At 61.3% G+C, this 21,164-nt stretch carries 20 protein-coding genes; 18 read left to right on the top strand and 2 right to left on the bottom strand.

What is annotated here, in order from left to right:
* Positions 1-21: 21 nt before the first annotated feature.
* The 8 genes from ACX3M4_RS13030 (at position 22) to ptsN (ending at position 6,581) form a co-directional block, all read left to right on the top strand.
* Positions 22-477 carry a c-type cytochrome gene (locus ACX3M4_RS13030; protein ID WP_459358986.1) on the top strand — a complete coding sequence of 152 codons (456 nt, stop codon included), beginning with the start codon at positions 22-24 and terminating at the stop codon, positions 475-477.
* Between the two features lie 131 nt (positions 478-608).
* Positions 609-1,229 (top strand): ribonuclease D, encoded by a 621-nt coding sequence (locus ACX3M4_RS13025; RefSeq protein WP_459358985.1) that lies wholly within the window; start codon positions 609-611, stop codon positions 1,227-1,229.
* 142 nt (positions 1,230-1,371) lie between these two features.
* Positions 1,372-2,070: an LPS export ABC transporter periplasmic protein LptC gene (gene lptC, locus ACX3M4_RS13020; RefSeq protein WP_459358984.1), complete on the top strand. Its 699-nt coding sequence runs from the start codon at positions 1,372-1,374 to the stop codon at positions 2,068-2,070.
* Positions 2,071-2,073: 3 nt separating this feature from the next.
* The gene (locus tag ACX3M4_RS13015) at positions 2,074-2,652 is read left to right on the top strand and encodes an LptA/OstA family protein (RefSeq protein ID WP_459358983.1); all 579 of its coding nucleotides are present in this window, start codon (positions 2,074-2,076) and stop codon (positions 2,650-2,652) included.
* 67 nt (positions 2,653-2,719) lie between these two features.
* Positions 2,720-3,532 carry an LPS export ABC transporter ATP-binding protein gene (lptB, locus tag ACX3M4_RS13010; protein WP_459359425.1) on the top strand — a complete coding sequence of 271 codons (813 nt, stop codon included), beginning with the start codon at positions 2,720-2,722 and terminating at the stop codon, positions 3,530-3,532.
* Between the two features lie 89 nt (positions 3,533-3,621).
* Positions 3,622-5,175, top strand: a complete 1,554-nt coding sequence (gene rpoN / locus ACX3M4_RS13005; protein WP_459358982.1) for an RNA polymerase factor sigma-54 — start codon at positions 3,622-3,624, stop codon at positions 5,173-5,175.
* A gap of 253 nt (positions 5,176-5,428) precedes the next feature.
* Complete coding sequence (gene hpf, locus ACX3M4_RS13000; protein WP_459358981.1) at positions 5,429-6,052, top strand: ribosome hibernation-promoting factor, HPF/YfiA family; 624 nt, start codon at positions 5,429-5,431, stop codon at positions 6,050-6,052.
* Between the two features lie 61 nt (positions 6,053-6,113).
* Entirely contained in the window at positions 6,114-6,581 is a 468-nt protein-coding gene (gene ptsN / locus ACX3M4_RS12995; RefSeq protein ID WP_459358980.1) for a PTS IIA-like nitrogen regulatory protein PtsN, read from the top strand.
* Between the two features lie 284 nt (positions 6,582-6,865).
* Here the strand turns inward: ptsN and mdoH are convergent, their stop codons facing one another.
* Positions 6,866-8,638: a glucans biosynthesis glucosyltransferase MdoH gene (gene mdoH / locus ACX3M4_RS12990; protein WP_459358979.1), complete on the bottom strand. Its 1,773-nt coding sequence runs from the start codon at positions 8,636-8,638 to the stop codon at positions 6,866-6,868.
* Positions 8,639-8,783: 145 nt separating this feature from the next.
* Between mdoH and ACX3M4_RS12985 the strand changes: the two genes are divergently transcribed.
* The 10 genes from ACX3M4_RS12985 to ACX3M4_RS12940 all read left to right on the top strand — a co-directional run bounded on the left by ACX3M4_RS12985 (position 8,784) and on the right by ACX3M4_RS12940 (position 19,007).
* The gene (locus ACX3M4_RS12985) at positions 8,784-9,806 is read left to right on the top strand and encodes a zinc-dependent alcohol dehydrogenase (RefSeq protein WP_459358978.1); all 1,023 of its coding nucleotides are present in this window, start codon (positions 8,784-8,786) and stop codon (positions 9,804-9,806) included.
* A 36-nt stretch (positions 9,807-9,842) separates the two neighbouring features.
* A complete protein-coding gene (locus ACX3M4_RS12980; RefSeq protein WP_459358977.1) occupies positions 9,843-10,241 on the top strand; it encodes a 6-pyruvoyl trahydropterin synthase family protein in 399 nt (132 codons plus the stop codon).
* A gap of 7 nt (positions 10,242-10,248) precedes the next feature.
* Complete coding sequence (locus tag ACX3M4_RS12975) at positions 10,249-11,301, top strand: glycosyltransferase family 4 protein (RefSeq protein ID WP_459358976.1); 1,053 nt, start codon at positions 10,249-10,251, stop codon at positions 11,299-11,301.
* On the top strand, positions 11,298-12,092 hold the full coding sequence (locus ACX3M4_RS12970) for a class I SAM-dependent methyltransferase (protein ID WP_459358975.1): 795 nt from the start codon (positions 11,298-11,300) through the stop codon (positions 12,090-12,092). Before ACX3M4_RS12975 ends, ACX3M4_RS12970 begins: the two co-directional genes overlap by 4 nt.
* Positions 12,093-12,190: 98 nt before the next feature.
* Positions 12,191-12,721 (top strand): cytochrome b, encoded by a 531-nt coding sequence (locus ACX3M4_RS12965; RefSeq protein WP_459358974.1) that lies wholly within the window; start codon positions 12,191-12,193, stop codon positions 12,719-12,721.
* A gap of 212 nt (positions 12,722-12,933) precedes the next feature.
* Complete coding sequence (locus tag ACX3M4_RS12960; protein WP_459358973.1) at positions 12,934-13,182, top strand: acyl carrier protein; 249 nt, start codon at positions 12,934-12,936, stop codon at positions 13,180-13,182.
* 3 nt (positions 13,183-13,185) lie between these two features.
* Complete coding sequence (locus ACX3M4_RS12955) at positions 13,186-14,367, top strand: acyl-CoA dehydrogenase family protein (protein WP_459358972.1); 1,182 nt, start codon at positions 13,186-13,188, stop codon at positions 14,365-14,367.
* A gap of 2 nt (positions 14,368-14,369) precedes the next feature.
* On the top strand, positions 14,370-15,278 hold the full coding sequence (locus ACX3M4_RS12950; RefSeq protein ID WP_459358971.1) for an amino acid--[acyl-carrier-protein] ligase: 909 nt from the start codon (positions 14,370-14,372) through the stop codon (positions 15,276-15,278).
* 14 nt (positions 15,279-15,292) lie between these two features.
* A complete protein-coding gene (locus tag ACX3M4_RS12945) occupies positions 15,293-16,315 on the top strand; it encodes a DUF1839 family protein (protein ID WP_459358970.1) in 1,023 nt (340 codons plus the stop codon).
* Positions 16,316-16,562: 247 nt separating this feature from the next.
* Positions 16,563-19,007: a glycoside hydrolase family 2 protein gene (locus tag ACX3M4_RS12940; protein WP_459358969.1), complete on the top strand. Its 2,445-nt coding sequence runs from the start codon at positions 16,563-16,565 to the stop codon at positions 19,005-19,007.
* Here the strand turns inward: ACX3M4_RS12940 and ACX3M4_RS12935 are convergent.
* Positions 19,000-21,096 (bottom strand): GumC family protein, encoded by a 2,097-nt coding sequence (locus tag ACX3M4_RS12935; protein WP_459358968.1) that lies wholly within the window; start codon positions 21,094-21,096, stop codon positions 19,000-19,002. The two genes, ACX3M4_RS12940 and ACX3M4_RS12935, sit on opposite strands and share 8 nt — an antisense overlap.
* Positions 21,097-21,164: the final 68 nt, after the last annotated feature.

The following is a 21,164-nucleotide window of genomic DNA, read 5'->3' as shown; positions in this document are numbered from 1 at the left end:
AATGCAAAAGAGGTGTAGGGGATGCAGATCAAACAAGCCGGCATGGCCGTGCTTTTAGTGGGGCTCGGAGTAGGGGGCGCATTTGCCCATGGCGGCGCGAGCGGTGTCGTCAAGAAGCGCATGGATGCGATGGAAACAATTGGCGGCAATATGAAGTCGATTGCAAAAATGCTTAGAGGTGGCTCCCACGAACCCGGGAAAATCGCACTGGCAGCAAACACGATCGCCAGTCACGCAGGTGATGCACTCACCGTGCTTTTCCCGGAAGGCAGTCTCAAGACCCCGAGCGAGGCGAGCCCGGCAATCTGGACCGACTGGCCGCAATTTGAGATTCATGCTGGCGACCTTCGGACAGCTGCGTTGAAACTTAAGGACCTTGCACAGGACGGTGCGGAGAGACAGAACCTCTCTTCTGCCTTTGACGCGCTCAGCCGCACTTGCAAGTCCTGCCACAAAGCCTTTCGGGTCAAGAAGTAGCAATCTCTTTGCGTTTCAGCGCTTTTCAGCACCTATCCGGCTTGCCACGCTTGGCAGCATGTTCTACCTGACGGTCAATTCCTAGTTTACCAAACGCGTTGCGCCGGTCCGGCCACAGGAGACGATCCGTCATGACCATCCGCTATCACAAGGGTGACCTGCCCGATCTCAAGGCCTACGAGACCGCCGAGGCGGTGGCGGTCGATTCGGAGACCCTTGGCCTCAATCCCCATCGCGACCGGCTCTGTGTCGTGCAGCTGTCGCCGGGGGACGGATCGGCCGACGTCGTCCAGATCGCCAAGGGGCAGGCCGCCGCGCCAAACCTTGCCGCGCTGATGACCGATGCGTCGAAACCGAAAATATTTCACTTCGCCCGGTTTGATGTTGCTGTGCTGCAGCACTATCTGAACATTCGTGTGTCGCCCGTCTGGTGCACCAAGATTGCCTCCAAGCTGGTGCGGACCTATACGGACCGCCATGGCCTGAAGGACATCACCCGCGAACTGCTCGGCATCGAACTGTCCAAGCAGCAGCAAAGCTCGGACTGGGCGGCGGAAACCTTGAGCGAAGCACAGCTTGCATATGCAGCGTCCGACGTCCTGCATCTGCATGCGCTGAAGCAACGCCTGGAATTCATGCTTGCCCGGGAAGGCCGGGGTGACATTGCAGCCGCCTGTTTCGAGTTTCTGCCGACGCGTGCGGAGCTCGATCTGAAAGGCTGGGAAGTAGAGGATATTTTCGCCCATTCCTAGGCGGCGGGACGGTTCAGCCCGCATTCAGGAAACTGAACAATAATACGGGCGGTAGCCGGATCTTAAGATGTTTGCGCATTCTGGGGTCCTGATCCTGCGGAAAACATTCCGCCGGCATTTACCCCGGTTTTCGGAGATCCGATTGAACGTTGTCGGCGAGCATATGGGAGACCGTACTCCTACCCGGCCGCAGAGCCGCCAGCAGGGCCGGGCTCGGGGTCCGTCCCGGGGCAAGGTTCTGAGCCGGGCCCAGCGGGCGGCCCGCCGGCACAGCCTGGCGGTCCGCATTCTGCGCTGGCTGCTACCCGGGATCGGTCTCATGATCCTGGCAGGCATGGTCGGTCTCGTGGTGCTGTTCCAGATCCTCAGCGGATTTGGCGCGACCAACATGATGCTGACCAGCGAAGGCCTCGTGATGGACCATCCCGAGCTTTCCGGACACGACGGCGAGCGGTCCTACAAGGTCACCGCTACCCGCGCCATCCAGCGTCTCAGCGATCCGCGCATCATCGACCTGGAAAGGATCAGTGCCGATATCGTGCTTGGCAAGGATCAGACCGCTCAAATCGTGGCGCTGAAAGGCATCTACAACAACGCCGCGGAAACTCTGCGGCTCTACGAGGGTGTCCAGCTCGATTGGAGCGAAGGCTATCAGGTCGAGCTGAAGGATGTGGAGATCGATCTCAGCAACGGCGCCATGTCCACATCTGAGCCGGTCGAGATCCGCTCCGAACAAGGGCATGTCGCGGCTGGAAAACTCTCGTATGATAAGTCAAAAGGGCTGGTCCGTTTTTCCGACGGGATCAAGATGACCCTCAATCCGGCTTCGCAAGGAAAATAAGCGATGACCTTTTTCAAGCGCCTGTTGATCGCATCGGCCGCCGTCGTCCTGGCGGGATCTGCCCATGCCCAGACCTTTTCCGACGCCTTTGCCGGCTTCGGCTCCAACGACGGCGAACCGATTGAGATCGAGGCGAGCGAGCTGCGCGTCGAGGACGGCAACAACACGGCGACCTTTGTCGGCGATGTGGTGGTGACCCAGGGTGAAACCAGTCTGAAGACGGAGCGACTGAAGGTCTTTTATGTCGGCTCGGGCGCCAAGACCCAGGAAAGCGCCGTTCAGCAGCGTATCTCCAAGCTGGAGGCGGCCGGAGGTGTTTTCATCACCTCCAAGGACCAGACCGCGCGCGGCGATGCCGCCAGCTTTGACATGAATACGGAATTCATGGTGATGACGGGCCGCGAAGTCGTGCTCAGCCAGGGTCCGAACGTTGTGGTCGGCAACAAGCTGACGGTGAACCTGAAGACCGGCCAGGCCAATCTGACTGCGGGTGGCGGCAAGGTTGGCGGTCAGGGTGACGGCGGTCGCGTGAAAGTGCGCATTCAGCCCAACAGCGTCAACAACGGCAGCACCGGCAATTGATATTGGAACAAGGTTGCTCTCGACACTTTCCGTTGCAGAGCTTATGTGAAGCCCCGGCATGGATCGGATGGACGGCGCACCAGTGAAGAGAACATCTTCGGATTTCAACGGCCTGCACGGTGCCTATCCGGCTGCGGATGAGCATGGCGTGGACCTGTCGCAGGCGCTGGTCGTCGACGGCATCGGCAAGACCTATGGCCGCCGTCAGGTGGTGAAATATGTCAGCTTGTCCGTCAAGCCCGGCGAGGCGGTCGGCCTCCTGGGCCCGAATGGCGCCGGCAAGACCACCACCTTCTACATGATCACCGGGCTGATCCGCCCGGACCAGGGCAGGATCTCCCTGGAAGGCTTCGACATCACGCGCATGCCGATGTACCGGCGTGCCCGGCTCGGCATCGGCTACCTGCCCCAGGAAGCGTCGATCTTTCGCGGTTTGACGGTTGAGGAAAACATCCGCGCGGTTCTGGAAGTGATCGAACCGAACCGGCAGAAACGCCGCGAGGAGCTAGACGAGCTCCTGGCCGAATTCGGCCTGACGCATCTGCGCAAGTCCCCCAGTATTGCGCTTTCGGGCGGTGAGCGCCGCCGCGTGGAAATCGCCCGCGCGCTGGCGAGCCGGCCGTCCTTCATGCTGCTTGACGAACCTTTCGCCGGTATCGACCCGATCGCGGTGGGCGATATCCAGCAGCTGGTTCGCCACCTGACCCAGCGCGGCATCGGTGTTCTCATCACCGACCACAATGTGCGCGAGACGCTCGGCCTGATCGACCGGGCCTATATCATTGCCGCCGGCGAGGTTCTCACCGAAGGCCTGCCGCAGGAAATTGTGACCAATCCGGACGTGCGCCGGCTTTATCTGGGTGAACAATTTACGCTTTGATGACATGCCTGCGGCTACGTTATACACTCGGTCTGACGCGAATAAGCAAAAAGCAGACCATTTCGGTATAACAAGCGCCTGGGACATAGATGGCCATTTCGACAAAGCTGGAGATGCGACAGAGCCAGTCGCTGATCATGACGCCTCAGCTCATGCAGGCGATCAAGCTGTTGCAGATGTCCAATCTCGATCTCGTTGCCTATGTGGAAGCCGAGCTGGAGCGCAATCCTCTTCTTGAAAAGAGCGATGCCGACAGCGGGGATGCCGGTTCCGACGGCGGATCCGATGCCGCTTCAGACCCCTTCGAGAATGGCGCGGACAGCGGCTCCCGCTCCGGTGACGAGCCGGACACGAGCGACTGGATGCAGAGGGACCTGGAAACCGGGTCGGAGGCGATCGCCTCGCGCATGGACACTGATCTCGGCAATGTCTTTCCGGACGAACCAGGCGTGCCGGCCTCTCCAGATCCGGCCCTGCTCAAGGCCGGGGACAGTTACAAGAACGCCACCAGCGGCGGGGCATCGGACGACTACAATCTGGAAGCCTTTGTCGCCGACGAAGCTTCGCTGGTCACCTCGCTGGAAGAGCAGATGCATCTGGCGCTCAGTGATGAAGCGGACAAGCTTATTGCCACCCATCTGATCAATTCGCTCGACGAGAACGGCTATCTCTATGCCGACCTCGCCGAGGCGGCCGAACAGCTTGGTGTCGATATCGAGCGTCTTGAGCGGGTCCTTGCCGTTCTGCAGACCTTCGAGCCCCCCGGTGTCTTTGCGCGCAATCTGGCAGAGTGCCTGAAGCTGCAACTGATCGACAAGAACCGCTTCGATCCGGCCATGGAAGCCCTGATCGACAACATCGAGCTGCTCGCACGGCGGGAGCTTGCCGCCCTGAAGAAGATCTGCCGGGTGGACGACGAGGATCTCATCGAGATGATCTCGGAGATCCGCGCGCTTGACCCCAAACCCGGCAGCGTTTTCGGTTCGTCGCTGGTGCAACCGGTAGTGCCGGACGTTTTCGTCAGGCCCGCAAATGACGGTACCTGGGCGGTGGAGCTGAATTCCGACACGCTGCCGAAGGTGCTCGTCAATCAGACCTATTTCGCCCGGGTCATCAAGACCGCCCGCAACGAGACGGAGAAGGAATATCTCACCGAGTCTCTGCAGACGGCCAACTGGCTGGCCAAGAGCCTCGATCAGCGGGCCCGAACGATCCTGAAGGTATCGACGGAAATCGTCCGCCAGCAGGACGGCTTCCTGACTTACGGCATCGCCCATTTGCGCCCGCTGAACCTGAAGACGGTCGCCGAGGCCATCGGCATGCACGAATCGACGGTCAGCCGCGTCACCTCCAACAAGTTCATGGCAACGCCTCGCGGCATCTATGAGCTGAAATACTTCTTCTCCTCCGCGATCTCGGCGACCGTCGGCGGCGATGCCCATTCGGCGGAATCGGTCCGCCACCGGATCAAGCAGATGATCGATGCGGAGGATCCCAAGGCGATCCTGTCAGATGATACGATCGTCAAAATTCTGAAGGACGACGGCGTCGATATCGCCCGCAGGACCGTGGCAAAATACCGCGAGGCGATGAAAATCGGATCTTCCGTTCAGCGGCGGCGTGAGAAGAATTCCGGAATCTAGCGTTCACGCTGGTCTATGTGGATTGGCCTGCCTGCGCAATTTTCCAAATGTTTCCGAGATTTCCACTGAAACAATACAGGGCATTTACACGGGCCCGGGTGAACATTGTTACGCTAATTCATAATCAATTGACTCTTGGAGAACGCGCAATTATAGCACCGCCCTCGTGACGTAATCAGGGGATGGCGCTTCGGCGCTGACTGGTCCATTCTGTAAGCTTGAAACGTTCCGCGTTTCAACACCGGCTCCGCCGGTGACCTATCGGTCAATAGAAAAAGAAGAGGTCCCCATGGCTTTGCGGATTTCGGGTAAGAATGTTGATGTAGGCGATGCTTTGCGCGTCCACGTCACAGACCGAATCGAAGACGCTCTGGATAAATATTTCACAGGCGGATTCACAGGCCACGTAACGCTCAGCAGGGAGGGCACGGGCTTCAAGTCCGAGTGCAGCCTGCATTTGGACACCGGTATTGTGCTGCAGGTGTCCGCGCAGGACCAAGACCCGCGTACCAGCTTCGATCTGGCGGCGGACAAGATTGAAAAGCGGCTGCGCCGCTACAAGCGCAAGCTGAAGGATCATCACGGTCCGAACGGCCACGACCGGGAAGCCTATGAGGCGGCGTCTTACGTGCTTGCCTCCCCGGAGGAAGACGAGGAAGTGCCGGCGGATTTCAATCCGCTCGTCATTGCCGAGACTTCCGCGAAAGTTAAGACGATGACCGTCGGTATGGCGGTCATGGAGCTGGATCTGACGGAAGCGCCGGTTGTCCTGTTCAAAAATGCGGCAAACGGCGGTGTCAATGTTGTCTATCGCAGAGCCGATGGCAATATTGGCTGGATCGACCCAGCACTGGTGGCCAACGTGGCCGCCGAGTAGTGATGCGAGACAGGGCCGGCTTCCGGATGGAAGCCGGTTCCTGAAACATGTAGGCGGAAGAATGGATCTTAGTGATCTTCTGGGTAAAGATGCGGTGATCGCCGGCCTGAAGGCCAAAAGTAAGAAGCAGGCGATCCAGGAACTTGCCGCAAGGGCGGCGGAGCTGACCGGTCTTTCGGAACGGGAAATTTTCGACACGCTGCTGCAGCGCGAGCGTCTGGGATCCACCGGTGTCGGCCACGGTATCGCCATTCCTCATGGCAAGCTGATCCGCCTCGACCGTCTGGTGGGCCTCTTTGCCAAGCTCGACAAGCCGGTCGATTTCGATTCTCTCGACGACGAGCCGGTGGACCTCGTGTTCCTGCTGCTCGCCCCGGAAGGCGCCGGCGCGGATCACCTGAAAGCCCTGGCCCGGATTGCGCGCCAGTTGCGCGACAGCGCCGTGACAAAGGGCGTGCGCGCCTCCCACGACGCGGACGAGATCTACAGCCTGCTGACCCAACCGCTAACCTCGTCCAACGCCGCTTAGAGCGTTTCAGTTTTCCTGACACCAAAAGACCGGCACGCTGGCCGGTCTTTTGGTGTCTGAACAGACGCTACTTGGTAGAGATAGTCGTTTGACGGTGTTTCTCCTGACGTCACCCTGGCCGTAGCGAAGCGGAGAGCCGGGGCTACTCGTTTCCAGAGACCGTCAGGTTGCAGCAACACGTCGCCAATGTGCGAAAGTCAACGCAAGTTGTCTTGCGAGTAGGTCCCGGCTCAGCGCTACGCTTGTCCGGGACGGCACCGTGCGTGAGGCGGTTGATCCTGGCCTCAGGCTTCCGCCGGCTTTGCATCCCCTTGAACCAGCGCGGGCTGCTTGGCTGCAGCAACGCCTTGCGTCAGCGCCGGCAGAAGCAAATCGCCGAGTTCCGCAGGCGGCGACGTTTCTTCCGGAATGCGCCACAGGGTGGAGCGGATGGCCAACCGGCCAAGTGTCTGCGTTGACGTGGCAACTGCAATCACGATGGCCAGCAGCGGCCCGATGGCGACCGGGATCACCGGCCAGACGAGCGCTATCGGCTGGCTGGTCAGCCAGGCAAGACCCGCCAGGCCGAACAGGGTCTGCGGCCACAATTTGGCGAGCGCGAGAGGCACCGGCAGCCGCTCGACACCGCGCGCCTGAGCGCCCCAGCCGATCGTCTTGCCGAAGATCAATCCGCCCATGAAGAGCGTATGCGCCACCGCCATGATCGGTGCCAGCATCGCCGCATAGACGATCTCCGCCAGGACGCTCATCAGTACCCGGACCGGACCACCGAAGGCTTTGCGCAGATCGGCGCGGACAAGCACATCGGCCACAGTCGCCAGTTTGGGCGCGAACACCATGGTCAGCACGGTCACAAAGAGCAGGGCACCCGTATCGGCGCGGAAGGGCATATAATCGGTGGTGAAGCCCAGAATGGCGCAGCCCGTCATGAAGCCGATCCAGGCGGGCGAGCCCAGGAACATCAGGATGGCGAGGAGAAGCTGCATCCGGCTGACGGGTTTCAGGCCCGGCAGGGAGAGCAGGCGGCGGTATTGCAGGTTGCCCTGGCACCAGCGCAGATCCCGGCGGATGAACTCCAGCAGATGCGGCGGGTTGGCCTCGTAGCTGCCTGTCTCCAGAGGCAGCACGCGCACCTCATAGCCCGCACGGCGCATCAGCACCGCTTCCACCTGGTCGTGGGAGAGGATGGTGCCGGACAGCGGTCCCTTGCCGGGCAGCTCCGGCAGTCGGCAGTTCTGCTTGAATGGCGCGATGCGCAGGATTGCGTTATGGCCCCAATAGGGGCCGCAATCGCCCTGCCACCAGGCGCTGCCGATGGTGTAGGAACGCATGCCGAGACGCATACCGAACTGGAAGACGCGGGCAAAGGCGCTGTCTGTCGGCAGGCCGACGACGAGGCTCTGCAGGATGCCGAGCCGTGGATTGGCTTCCATCCGGCGGACAAGCCCGATGATCGCATCCGCCGACATGTAGCTGTCGGCGTCCAGCACGAGTGCAAAATCGTGTTTGTCACCCCAGCGGTCGCAGAAATCCTCGATATTTCCGGCCTTGAAGCCGCGGTTGTCCGTCCGCCTGCGGTAATGGACAGCCATCTGGCCGTCGAACCGCTGCCGGAGCCGTTCGGACATCTCCTCTTCCAGATGGGCAATCTCGTCCATGTTGGTGTCGCTGAGGACATAGAGCGTGAATTGCTGCGCCTGACCCGCGCGGATCAGGTGCGACACCATGGCGCCGAGATTGGTTTCCAGGCTGGCGGTGTCCTCGTTGCGCACGCAGGACAGAAGTGCGGTCGAACTTTGTAAGGAGCTCTTCGCATCGCCATGTTCGATCGGGCAGACCGCATCGATTGGGGATTTGGCCAGCCGCATCACGAGCAGGCCGATCACCGCGTTCCAGAAGCCGATGATGGTCCAGGGCAGTGTGACCAGAAAACAGGCCAGAATGAAGAGGTCGAGAGGCGTGTAGCCACCCGGCGACAGCGTCAGCGTCATCAGGGTGGCAAGACCGGCAAAGCTGCCTGCGACAAGCGTCAGGAAGGTAACGCGTCGTGCTGCCATGGAGGCGCCAGATCGTGCGGAAAGCGGCATGTCAAAGACCCGAAACATTTTTTTGACTTCCAATCGGAGCGATCATCGCAATAGTGCGCATGTCAAAATGTCCTAACGTTGACAAGGCAAAGGTGATGGACGCTGAGGATAGAGGATGACCGCGGAGAGACCGGTGACGCGCGACACAGGCAAAACGCAGGCGCTTTGGTACACGGGACCTCGACAATGTGAATTGGGGGCAGCTGCCTTGAATGAGCCTGGAACCGGAGAGGTTCTGATCGAGACGCTCTTTAGCGGTATCAGCCGCGGAACGGAAGGGCTTGTCTTTCGCGGCGAGGTGCCGGAAAGCGAATGGCAGCGCATGCGCGCGCCGTTCCAGGACGGCGATTTTCCGTTTCCGGTCAAATACGGCTACGCCAATGTCGGCAGGGTTCTTGACGGAGATCCCGGCCTCAAGGGGCGCCTCGTATTCTCGCTCTACCCTCATCAAAGCGTCTTCACGCTCCCTTCCAAATCCTGTGTGCCGGTTCCGGACGGTGTCTCCGCCGAAAGGGCGGTGCTGGCAGCCAACATGGAAACGGCAATTAATGCGTTATGGGACGGAAAACCATCACCCGGGGATCACATCTGCGTGGTCGGCGGTGGTGTCGTCGGCCTCTTGACCGCTTACGTTGCCGGCCGGCTCCCCGGATCACGGGTGACGCTGGTCGACATAAATCCCGCCCGGGCCGAGGTTGCCGGGGCGCTCGGCCTGTCTTTCGCCCTGCCGCAAGATGCCCCGCGGGATCAGGACCTCGTCTTTCACACGAGTGCCAGTGCCCAAGGCCTGGCAACCGCACTGGCCTGCGCCGGCGACGGCACCGCCGTCGTCGAAATGAGCTGGTACGGCGCCAATCATGTCGACGCGCCGCTCGGCGCCGACTTTCATTGCCGCCGGTTGAAACTCGTCTCCAGCCAGGTCGGCACTATCCCGCCGGAGCGCCAGGCTCGCTGGACCTATCGGCGCCGGCTTGAAACGGCCTTGAACCTTCTGGCAGATCCTGCGCTCGACCGCCTGATCAGTCATCGGGTGCCTTTCGGGACCCTGCCGGATCGACTTCCCGAATTGTTGAACAAGGCGGCAGATGTTCTCGCCGCTCTCGTCGTCTATGACGGTGCGACCGGCACTGTTGCCTAGATCTCTTCCATTGCCCTCAAAATTTCAGGACACAGTATGTTTGCAGTTGAAGTTCGCGACCATGTGATGATTGCCCATTCCTTCAAGGGCGAGCTGTTCGGTCCCGCCCAGGCCCTTCACGGCGCCACCTTCGTCTTCGATGCCGCTTTCCTGGCCGACAGCCTCGATGCCAACGGCGTCGTTATCGACATCGGCCGGGCGCATGAGGCGCTAAAGGAGGTGTTGCAGCCGCTGAACTACAAGAACCTCGACGAGGTGCCGGAATTTGCCGGCATCAACACCACCACCGAATTCCTGACCAAACACGTGCACGACCATCTGGCAAAGGCCGCCCGCGACAATCGCCTCGGCCGCCCGGGTGGGGAACTCGCTGCGATCAGGGTGACGATCTCCGAATCCCACGTCGCCCGCGCCTGGTACGAAGCTGCGATCTGATCCGCCGATGCCCGCTCTCGTCTTTGCCTATCCCGGCGATATCGATACGCCGACCGGCGGCTACGGCTACGACCGCCGCATCGTCGCCGGCCTGCGCGCGCTTGGCTGGAAGGTGGACCTCCTCAGCCTTGGCGAGGGGTTTCCGTTTCCCTCTTCAGCAACACTGGAGGAGGCGGAGCGTCGGCTGGCTGCCTTGCCTGAAAGAACGCTCACGCTTGTCGATGGCCTCGCCTTCGGTGCCATGGCCGGAATTGCCGGAAGGCTCGCCGGTCACCTCGATCTGGTGGCGCTCGTGCACCATCCGCTGTGCAAGGAGAACGGTCTCGACACTGAGGCGGCGGACCTCCTGCTGGCGAGCGAAAAATCCGCGCTCGGACAGGCCCGGCATGTCATCGTCACCAGCCCGGCAACAGCGGACCAGGTGACGGATCTCTTCGGTGTCACGGCAGACCGGATCACCGTGATCCTGCCCGGCACGGAAAGACCGGAACCCTATGACCGTCCAGGTTCGGACTGCGTGCGGCTGCTTTCCGTCGGCACGGTGGTTCCGCGCAAAGGCTATGACTTGCTGTTCGATGCGCTCGCGCGCTTGCGTGAGTACGGCTGGCACCTCGACATTGTCGGTGGCCTGGATGCTGATCCGGCCTGTTATGCGGCCTTGCAGCAGCAGGTGACACGCCTTGACCTGAAGGAACGCCTCACCTTCCATGGCGCAGTCTCCTCGGATCATCTTCCCGGGTTCTACCGGCAGGCAGATATCTTCGTGCTTGCCAGCCGCTACGAAGGTTATGGCATGGCTTATACGGAAGCCTTGGCTCATGGCTTGCCGGTGATCGGCAGCGGTGGTGGCGCCGTGCGGCAAACCCTGCCGGAAGGTGCGGCGATCTATTGCGGCACAGAGAATGTCGATGCACTGGAAGCCGCTCTTGCCCGCCTTATCGCCAGCAAGGACGATCGCGGCGAGCTTGCCAGGGCTGCGCAATCAGCGGCAGCGTCCCTTCCGACCTGGCAGGATGCGGCCGCTGTCTTTGCGAGAACTCTGATGGAGACGAGGAAATGAGCGGATTTGCCGCCGACTGGCTGGCCCTGCGCCATCCACTTGATCTTGCTGCCAGAAATCAAGCGGTTGAGGCAGCATTCCTCGACATCTTGCCTGCAGGGCCTGTCAGGCTGATGGACCTTGCCAGCGGTACGGGGGCGACCGTCAGGGCGCTGCAGGGCAAGCTGGATCGGCCGGTCGACTGGCTGTTGACTGACTATGACCCGGCACTGCTTGAACTGGCGGAAGAGAGGTTGAAGGGCATTGCGCAGGCCGAAATCTCGAGCGAGCGGATCGATCTGTCGGCGGATCTTGAAACACTGCCGTTCCCGAAGGTGGATGCGGTGACGACTTCGGCGTTTCTGGATCTGGTCTCCGAAAGTTTTCTGGACCGGCTGGTGGAGCAGGTCGTTTCCGCCGGGAAACCCTTCCTGGCAAGCCTGACCTATGACGGCCGCGCGGAATTTACACCGCAGCACCCTTTCGATGCCACGCTCACCAACGCCCTCAACGCGCACCAGCAGACGGACAAGGGCTTTGGGCCCGCTCTTGGACCGAATGCGGCGCAAAAGGCCATCGAGCTGTTTGAAGCGAGAGGCTATCGCGTCGTCGTTGGGACGTCCGACTGGAAGATTGCACCGTCAGCAAGCAGTTTTCTGTCGGAATTCCTGAGTGGCTGGAAGCGGGTCGGCAGGGAGTGCAATGTCGATCCGCTGCAGCTTGAAGCCTGGTGGCTGGACAGGGTGCGCAGCATCGGCACCGAGCAGCTTTCCATGACGGTCGGCCACATCGACTTTCTGGCTTGTCCTTAGAGGAGAGGGCCATAGATCCTGAGAGGGCAGCGTCTGTGCTCTATTGTTGTTTCTTGCAAAGGCGTTAGGATGAGCGCAACCGGGAGAGGAGAGGCGCGATGGGTGAGGTCAACGAGCGATACAGCCTGATAGCGCGGCTGATCCACTGGCTGACCGTGCTTCTGGTCTTCACCATGGTTCCGGCCGGCCTCGCCATGATCCGCATCGGCAGCGGTCCGCTGCAGAACCAGCTCTTCGATTTTCACCGCTCCGTCGGTGTGACGCTGATGGTGCTGACCCTGATCCGGCTCGCCTACAGGCTCACGCACAAACCGGCGCCGCTGCCGGACAGCATGCCCGGCTGGCAGAAATTTGCCGCCAAGGCGACCCACGTTTTTCTCTATGGATTTCTCCTGATCAATCCCTTCATCGGCTGGGTGGCAACCTCGGCCTACGGAGCGGCGATTTCCGTCTTCGGCCTTTTCACCATGCCGGCCATCGTCGCCAAGGACCGGGCCCTTGCCGACCAGCTTTTCCAGGTCCACATGGCGCTGGGATTGCTCTTTACTGCCGCAGTGCTCCTTCACGTTGCCGCAGCGCTCTATCATGGCATTATCCGCCGAGACGGTGTTTTGAGCCGGATGGTTTGAGCAATGGAACTAAAATGCCGCAGGGGACGGTTTGTTCTTCGGGCGGGATTGAAAGATTAATGAAGGATTAACTTAAGAAAATTTAATTCTTTTGTTTTGTAATTTTTTACCATGCCCCTTAAGTGCGGTTTATTCTTTTTTGCGGTAAAAGTCGCTTCAAAGTTCAATCAATGGTTCACGTAACCGAACGACAGACAGTGGCAAGGACGAACATGAAACAGACCATTCGGACCCTTCTGGCAAAACACGGCAATCTTCCCGTCGCGATTGAAGACGTCGCGGACGGTGCGGACCTCTACAATGCCGGCCTGTCCTCCTTTGCTTCCGTTCAGGTAATGCTGGCGCTGGAAGAGGAATTCGATGTCGAGTTTCCGGAACACCTTCTGAACCGCAAATCCTTTTCTTCCGTTGAAGCGATCGAAGCGGCACTCACCGAAATTCTCGAAGACCAGGCAGCCTGATCCATGACCGCCGCAGCCAGGATCACCGCCATCGGCCTGACCGAGCGCGCGAAGCGCGCCGCCAAGGTCGCCGCCGAATTCGCCGACAGGGTCGATATCGAAGGCCGTTTCCCGGCTGAGGGCATGGAGGCGTTGAAAGCCGAGAGGCTGATGGGCATCATGATCCGTCCGGAACTGGGCGGTGAAGGTGCGACACTGACGGAAGTCGCCGATATCTGTGCCATTCTCGGGCAGGCTTGCGCGGCCACCGCGATGACCTATGCCATGCACCAGATCCAGATCGCCAGCCTGGCGGACTATGCCGTGGGCAGTGCCTGGCATGAAGCGTTCCAGAAGCGGATCTGTGACGATCAATTGCTGATCGCCTCCGCCACCAGCGAGGCCGGCATCGGCGGGAACCTGCGCAATTCCATCTGTGCCATCGAGGTCGACGGCGACATTGCGCGCCTGACCAAGGATGCGACAGTGATCTCCTATGGCGCCCATTCGGATGCCATCATGGTCACCTCCCGCCGTCATCCGGACGCGGCCCATTCGGACCAGGTCGCGACCATTTACCTGAAGGACCAGTTCACGCTCGAGCAGACCAGCAAGTGGGACACGCTCGGCATGCGCGGCACCTGCTCCGACGGCTACATCTTCAAGGCGGAAGCGCCCGCAGAGCAGATCCTGCCGCGTCCCTTCGCCGAAATCGCGGCGCAGTCCATGCTTGCCGTATCGCATCTGCTCTGGGGCGCGCTCTGGTACGGCATTGCCGCCGACGCGGTGGCCCGCGGCCAGGCCTTCGTCAAGAACGCCGCCCGCAAGGCTCCGGGTCAGGTTCCTCCCGGCGCATTGAGGCTGGCGGAAGCCTCCAGCCTCCTGCAACTCGTCAAGGCGAATGTGGTCGCCGGCCTGAAGCAGTTCGAGGGCTGCAAAGGCGACAGCGATGCGCTCAACGCCATGAGCTTTTCCGTTGCCATGAACAACGTGAAGATCGGCACGTCCCAGACCATCCTGACGATCATCAACCACTGCATGCTGATTTGCGGGATCGCCGGCTACAAGAACGGCACGCCGTTCAGCCTTGGCCGCCATCTGCGGGACGCCCATTCGGCGCAGTTGATGATTTCCAACGACCGGATCCTTGGCAACACGTCGACGATGCTTTTGGTCAACAAACAAGACACAAGCCTGTTGGGGTGACCATGGACGCGCAAGTTTCTTTTCTCGATCAGCTGTTCGCCAAGGGCGTGCTGCATGACAGCGGCGTCGATGGGCTTTATGCCCGCAGCGGCGAATTCGAAGAGGTGATTTCCCGCTTCGAGACCTTTGCCCTGACCTATGGCCAGGACGAGATTTCCGAAGCCATGGTCTTTCCGCCGGGCATGACCATGCAGGATTTCGAGACCAGCGGCTACATGAAGAACTTCCCGCAGCTCGCGGGCACGGTTCATGCGTTCTGCGGCAACGACCGCGATCACATGGGCCTGCTGCAGTGCATGGCCGCGGGCGAAGACTGGTCCAAGGATCAGAAGCCGACCCAGGTCGCCCTGACACCCGCCGCCTGTTATCCGCTCTATCCGATCCTTTCGCGCCGCGGCCAGTTGCCGGCGGAAGGGGCTTATGTGGCGCTGCAGTCCTACTGTTTCCGGCATGAGCCGTCCAAGGATCCGGCCCGCATGCAGATGTTCCGCCAGCGCGAATATGTGCGCGTCGGCTCCGCCGAGCAGACCATGGCTTTCCGCGAGACCTGGAAACAGCGCGGCTCGGACATGATGGAACGGCTTCAGCTGCCGCATCACGTCGATGTCGCCAACGATCCTTTCTTCGGCCGGGCCGGCAAGATCATGGCGTCCGGCCAGCGCGACCAGGAACTGAAGTTCGAAATGCTGGTGCCGATCACGTCGGAAGAAAAGCCGACCGCCTGCATGAGCTTCAACTATCACATGGACAATTTCGGCAAGGCCTGGGACATCCGGCAGGCGGACGGCTCGCCGGCCCACACCGCCTGTGTCGGTTTCGGCCTGGAACGCCTGGCACTGGCGCTTTTCCGCCACCACGGCTTCGAAACGTCCAAATGGCCTGAAGGCGTCCGCGCGACGCTGTGGGGCTGAGGAACCGCAACGATATGGTTGATGCCGTCTTCGACCGCCTCAACGCGGCCACCTATCAGCGCAGCCCGCTCCATGCCCAGGAGCGGGACTGGCCCGAGACCAACTGTTATCTCGACGTCTGGATCGAGGTGCTGCCGTCGCTCGGCCTGCCGCCGGAAGCCTGTCTTGCCTATTCCATCACCCAGGATTTCGAAGGCGACCAGTTCACGTTCTTCAAGGTGCCGCTGGAGGATCTTGAGGCGCTCTACGGCCTGAAGGTGACCGAGCTTGCGATCTACGACCGGGTCGAGAGCCATGTTCTGCAGCAGATAAGCCGCGGCCGCCTGTCGCTGGTGGAAGTCGACAGCTATTTCCTGCCCGACACCCATGGCGTCGGCTATCACGAGGCCCACGGCAAGACCACAGTCGCGGTCAACCTGATGGATTTCGACAAGCGGGAGATGGAATATTTTCACGGCCTCGGCCTGCACCGACTCGAGGGCGACGATTTCGACGGCATTTTCCAGCGCGGTGCGCATCAAAAGCCGATGCCGTTCCTGCCCTATACCGAGTTCGTCAAGTTCCCGGAGGTTCTGCCGTCACCCGAGCATGTTCTGAGCGTTTCGGAAGACCTGCTGCGCCATCACCTGAAACGCCGGCCGGCGACAAACCCGGTGGCGTCCTTTGCCCGCGTCTTCCCGGCGCAGGTGGAGAAGGTCAGCGAGCGGGAATTCGGCTTCTTCCATCTCTACGCTTTCAACACGCTGCGCCAGCTCGGAGCCAACTTCGAGCTCTTCTCGTCTTATCTGGACTGGCTCGCAGGCCAGGGCAGGAGTGAATTGGCGGAAGGAGCCGATCTGGCCAGAACCATTTCCTCTACCTGCAAGATGGTGCAGTTCAAGCTGGCCCGTGCGGTGATGCGCAAGAAGTTCCAGGGGCTCGACGAGGGCCTGCTGCCCGCCGTCAATGCCTGGGATGCCCTGGTGGCGCTTCTGGAGCGCCACTATGGCTCAAGCGAGGCCAGGTTTACCCCCGTCGTCAGTGCCGCCGGGGTGTGAATGTGGATTTTCAAACCGCTGTGCACACCAATGACAGCGACACTTTCCACCTCATCCTGAGGAGGACCGCCAGGTCCGTCTCGAAGGATGGGCTGCTTGCTCCGGTGCCCTTGGCCCATCCTTCGAGACGGGCCTTTGGCCCTCCTCAGGATGAGGGAGAGATTGGTGGTGCGTATGCATTCTTCTCGCCGAACAATCTGTCGCTCGCAGACTTCCAGTCTCTCAAGGCTGGATTGAAAGGGTCCGGATGATCGATCTTTCCAGCCTGTCCTGGTCACTGGCGTTGACGGAACCGGGCGCTTTTGCAAGCGCGCTGCCGATAGGTCACCTGTGGGACCATGTTCCGGCTGAGGTCCCGGGGACGGTGGCTGGCGCGCTTGCCGCGGCCGGGCGCTATGATCTGGATCATCCCGTTCCGCTCCACGGCAAGGATGCCTGGTACGAAACCTGGTTCGATGCGGAACCGGGCACCTGCCGCCTTTGCCTCGACGGTCTGGCCACCATTGCCGAAGTCTATCTCAACGACGAACGTGTCCTTTCCAGCCGCAATATGTTCCGCCGCTACGCGGTGACGGTCACGCTTCAGGCAAAGAACGTCCTGAAGATCTGCTTCCGGGCGCTGGAGCCGGAACTTGCCGCCAAAGGTCCCCGTGCCCGCTGGAAACCGCAACTGGCGACGAGCCAGGGGCTGCGGCTTGTCCGCACCACTTTGCTCGGCCATATGCCCGGCTGGTGCCCGGAGATCCATGCCGTCGGCCCCTACCGGCCGATTCGGATCGAACGGGATGATCTACCTCGAATTTCTAGGAAGCATATCCTGGCCGATCTGGCGCCGGACGGCAGTGCTGCCCTGACGGTGTCGCTGACGCTGGAAAACTCCGAGGCCGTCCCCGTCCTGGCCTGCGCCGGCGCATCTGTGGCGATGACCCGGCAGGAAGACGGGTCTTTTGCCGCAACGCTCAGACCAGATGGCGTGAAACCCTGGATGCCGCATACGCATGGCGAGCCGGCACTTTATGATGTGATGGTACAGGCCGGTGAAGAACGTCTTTCCCTCGGCCGCACCGGGTTCCGCCGCATCGAGCCGGACGATGGCCCCGACGGCAAGGGCTTCGGTCTGAAGGTCAACGGCGTTCCGGTTTTCTGCCGTGGTGCCGTCTGGACCAATGCGGATCTCCTGACCCTTTCCTCGGACAGGGAAACCTATCGCCCGCTTCTGGAAGCTGCGCGCGATGCCGGCATGAACATGCTGCGCATCGGCGGCACCATGCTTTACGAAAGCCGCGCCTTCTTCGAGCTCTGCGACGAACTCGGCCTTCTGGTCTGGCAGGACTTCCAGTTCGCGAATTACGACTATCCGGTCAAGGACGAGGCGTTTCTGGCCGAGATCGACGCCGAGATCCGCGACCAGCTCGATGTCAGCATGGGCTCACCGTCGCTGGCGGTCCTGTGCGGCGGCAGCGAGATCTACCAGCAGGGCGCCATGATGGGGCTTGCCGAGGACCGCTGGAAGGGACCGCTCTGCGAGGAAATTCTGCCCGCTCTCGCGGCGGAGCTGCGCCCGGATGTTCCCTACGCGCCGAATTCTCCCTGCGGCGGGGCCTTGCCTTTCCTGCCGGGTGAAGGCATCGCCCACTATTACGGTGTCGGTGCCTATCTCAGGCCGCTTGAAGATGCGCGAAGGACCGAAGTCCGTTTTGCCGGCGAGTGCCTCGCCTTTTCCAACATTCCGGACCAGCAGAGCTTCGACGAGGGCCTGGCCGTGAAACCCGGTTACGATCCGCGCTGGAAGGCGCGGGTTCCGCGCGACCGTGGGGCGGGTTGGGATTTCGAGGATGTGCGCGATCATTATCTGAAGGCACTCTACGGCGTCGATCCAGCAACACTGCGCTACGGCGACCCCGACCGGTACCTCGATCTCGGACGCGCTGTCACCGGTGAGGTGATGGAGGCGACCTTTGCAGAATGGCGCCGTTCAGGCTCCTCCTGCCGGGGGGGGCTGGTCTGGACTTTCCTGGATCTGGCACTTGGAGCCGGATGGGGCCTGATCGATGCAACCGGCCGGCCAAAACCCGCTTACTACGCTCTGAAACGCGCCTTCCGGCCGCTTCAGGTCTGCCTCACCGACGAGGGGACAAACGGCCTTGCGATCCATGTGATCAACGAGCGGCCGCAGGCAAGGCCGGTCAAGCTCAGTCTCAAATGCCTGCGCGATGGCCAGGTGCCGGTCGTGTCCGGAGAAAGGCAACTGGACCTGGGCCCGAACAGCGCGCGCTCCTTCAACGCGGTCGACCTGATCGGCGCCTTCTTCGACGTGACCTATGCCTATCGCTTCGGCCCGCCCTCCCACGATGTCACCGTCGTCGAACTGCGCGATGAGACTTCCGGTGAGTTGCTGGCAGATGCCTTTCATTTCCCGCTTGGACGGACAGCGGCGCGGGTGCAGGCAAACCTGGCGGCAGATCTCATCGAGGAAGATGGACGCTGGTGGCTGGAGCTGAAAACGGACCGGCTTCTCTGCGCCCTCACGATTCGGGTGGAGGGGTTCCGTCCGGTAGAGAACGGCTTTCACCTGTCCCCGGGGGACGCGCGCAGGGTTGAGCTGCAGCCGGAAACGGGCACTGACGCCGGGCAGAGGCCCGCAGGAAGTGTCACCGCGCTGACCTTCTCCGGGACATCAACCTTCAGATAAGCGCCGCAGGCCGCTCCATCGACACGACAACATGATCGGCGGTGTCCTGCAGCATGATCTCGATCTGCTTCGGCGCCATCGGCGATTCAGAAATGACGATCAGGTCGAATTCCGGATCGAGGCCGGATTCGTTCAGAAGCTGATAGCTGCCCTTTTCCTCGCCCTGATATTTGCGGCGTCCATGGACAAGGCTGAGGAAGTCGATGTCGAGGTCGGCGAGCTTGATCGCATTCTTCAGATCCATGGCCGGACGCTGCTGTGTCAGCAGCCTTGTCGGCAGGCGGGCGCCGGCTGCATTGTTGTCCACCAGCAGCACCCGGAAATTCTTCAGGCTGGCCGCGGCGAACACCACCGACAGGGCGGCCATGGCGTGATTGCCGTCGATGCTGGTCACGGCCACCGTGCTGGCGAACCCGTCGACACGGGCACCCTGGATCTGCTTCAGGATGGTGAAGACGGATTTCCAGTAGGGCCGCATGTCCCGGTCGACTGTGCCGCCCTTGAAATCCCACAGGGACTGCAGCAGTTCTTCCGGATCCATCTCCGCCGCGCGCCCGGCATAGGGCAGCCGCGGCAGGTAGGAGACCGCAAGCGCAGCCGGATTGGCAGGCACGCCGAATGACTGTGCCGCCAATACGGGCGCTTCCCTCGGAGCCGGCATGATTGCGGCAGGTCCGGCCGCCGCATAGGCGACATCCTGCTGCGGATTGAGCAGATACCGGATTACGAGCGCGACGGTTTCGCGGCCGATGGCAAGCAGCACTCCGATCATGCCGCCAAGCACGAGACCAGCCAGCACCAGGAGTTTTTTCTTCGGCCAGACCGGTGTTTCCGGCGGAATGGCGGCCGAAATGATGCGGGCATTCGGAATGTTGATCTGCTCGATCTCGGTGATTTCCTTGGTCCGGCTGAGCAGGTTCTCGTAAAGCGTCCGGCTGGCTTCCGCCTCGATCTGCAATTCCTGCAGCTCGATCCGCGATTTCTGATCGATATTCGATTTCGCACGGACATCGTCGAGCTGGAGCTCGAGCTTGGCGACGCGGTCTTTCAGAACGTCCGCCTCGAGCCGCGCCGTGCTGGCAATCCGTCGCACTTCCGATTCGATAAGGCTCCGGATTTCCTGGGTCTGTGCGCGGGCCCGGATCAGCTCCGGATGGGACGGCAGCAACTCGGCCGACAGGTTCGCCTGGGCGCGCGCGGCGGTCGCATATTGCTGGCGCAGATTGGCGATCGTCGTTGACGTGGTCACGTCGCTCAACGCATCGACGCTGGCGCCGGATTCAATCAGGCGCTGGATCTCGGAGGCCTTGGCCTCGGCCGCGGCCATGGCCGCCCGGTCCTCCGTCAGCTGCTTGTTGAGGTCGGTCAGTTCCTGGTCGGTCAGGAGCCCGTTCTGACCCGTGGACTGCAGATTGTTCTCCGCCTTGAAGGCCTCGACCTTCGCCTCGGCCTCGCGCAGCTGGTCCCGCAGCACCTTCAAGCGGTCGCCGACCTTTTCCTCGACGGTGCGCGAGATGTTGGAGACCTGGCCCTTCTGGTCGGTGATATAGGTCTCGACAATGGCGTTGGACAAAATGGCAGACTGCACCGGCGACCCGGAATCCACCGAGACGTTGATGACGAAGGTCAGGCCTTCGCGGCCGACCTGCATCGCATCGCGCAGCGCCTCGACCGATTTGTTGGCGGCAATTTCCTGGGTTTCCGGCGAGCGGGCACCCGCTCCGCCGAAGAGGGAGGACAACAAGCCGCCGCTCGGCGCGCCGTCTCCGAATTCGGGATCTTCAGTCAGGTTGAGCTGGGTGACGACGCTGCGCAGCACCGATGTGGATTGCAGCACGGTCACCTGGCTGTCGACGACGAACGTATCCTCCAGATACCGCGCTGGAGTTCCCTTGTCCTCGAAGGGCTGACGCACGGAGGGGTCGATCAGGACCTGGGTTGTCGCGCGGTAGATCGGCTTCAGCGTCGTCGAAATCGCTGCAGCCGCAACCGCACCGATCAGGCAGCAGGCGGCGACCAGCCAGAGCCTGCGCCGCAAAACGGCGAGTAGATCCAGAATATCCTGAAATGTCGGCGCTTTCTCCGCCACTTATCCGTCCTGTCCGCGTCGTTGTCTTAAGACACTGTTAACTCTGTACATTCGGCTAAAATAGCCAA

The sequence above is a fragment of the Roseibium sp. M-1 genome (genome assembly GCF_054515675.1).
Note: the sequence above shows the minus strand (reverse complement) of the source record. Positions and strands in the feature narration are given on the sequence as shown.

Bases quoted from the DNA above. Each gene is read 5' to 3' on its own strand.
- ptsN (WP_459358980.1), top strand. From the start codon at position 6,114: ATGGATCTTAGTGATCTTCTGGGTAAAGATGCGGTGATCGCCGGCCTG.
- lptB (WP_459359425.1), top strand. From the start codon at position 2,720: ATGGACGGCGCACCAGTGAAGAGAACATCTTCGGATTTCAACGGCCTG.
- ACX3M4_RS13030 (WP_459358986.1), top strand. From the start codon at position 22: ATGCAGATCAAACAAGCCGGCATGGCCGTGCTTTTAGTGGGGCTCGGA.
- ACX3M4_RS12950 (WP_459358971.1), top strand. From the start codon at position 14,370: ATGGACGCGCAAGTTTCTTTTCTCGATCAGCTGTTCGCCAAGGGCGTG.
- ACX3M4_RS12960 (WP_459358973.1), top strand. From the start codon at position 12,934: ATGAAACAGACCATTCGGACCCTTCTGGCAAAACACGGCAATCTTCCC.
- ACX3M4_RS12965 (WP_459358974.1), top strand. From the start codon at position 12,191: ATGGGTGAGGTCAACGAGCGATACAGCCTGATAGCGCGGCTGATCCAC.
- ACX3M4_RS12980 (WP_459358977.1), top strand. From the start codon at position 9,843: ATGTTTGCAGTTGAAGTTCGCGACCATGTGATGATTGCCCATTCCTTC.
- ACX3M4_RS12970 (WP_459358975.1), top strand. From the start codon at position 11,298: ATGAGCGGATTTGCCGCCGACTGGCTGGCCCTGCGCCATCCACTTGAT.
- mdoH (WP_459358979.1), bottom strand. From the start codon at position 8,638: ATGGCAGCACGACGCGTTACCTTCCTGACGCTTGTCGCAGGCAGCTTT.
- ACX3M4_RS13025 (WP_459358985.1), top strand. From the start codon at position 609: ATGACCATCCGCTATCACAAGGGTGACCTGCCCGATCTCAAGGCCTAC.
- ACX3M4_RS12975 (WP_459358976.1), top strand. From the start codon at position 10,249: ATGCCCGCTCTCGTCTTTGCCTATCCCGGCGATATCGATACGCCGACC.
- ACX3M4_RS12945 (WP_459358970.1), top strand. From the start codon at position 15,293: ATGGTTGATGCCGTCTTCGACCGCCTCAACGCGGCCACCTATCAGCGC.
- ACX3M4_RS13015 (WP_459358983.1), top strand. From the start codon at position 2,074: ATGACCTTTTTCAAGCGCCTGTTGATCGCATCGGCCGCCGTCGTCCTG.
- ACX3M4_RS12985 (WP_459358978.1), top strand. From the start codon at position 8,784: ATGACCGCGGAGAGACCGGTGACGCGCGACACAGGCAAAACGCAGGCG.
- rpoN (WP_459358982.1), top strand. From the start codon at position 3,622: ATGGCCATTTCGACAAAGCTGGAGATGCGACAGAGCCAGTCGCTGATC.
- ACX3M4_RS12955 (WP_459358972.1), top strand. From the start codon at position 13,186: ATGACCGCCGCAGCCAGGATCACCGCCATCGGCCTGACCGAGCGCGCG.
- ACX3M4_RS12940 (WP_459358969.1), top strand. From the start codon at position 16,563: ATGATCGATCTTTCCAGCCTGTCCTGGTCACTGGCGTTGACGGAACCG.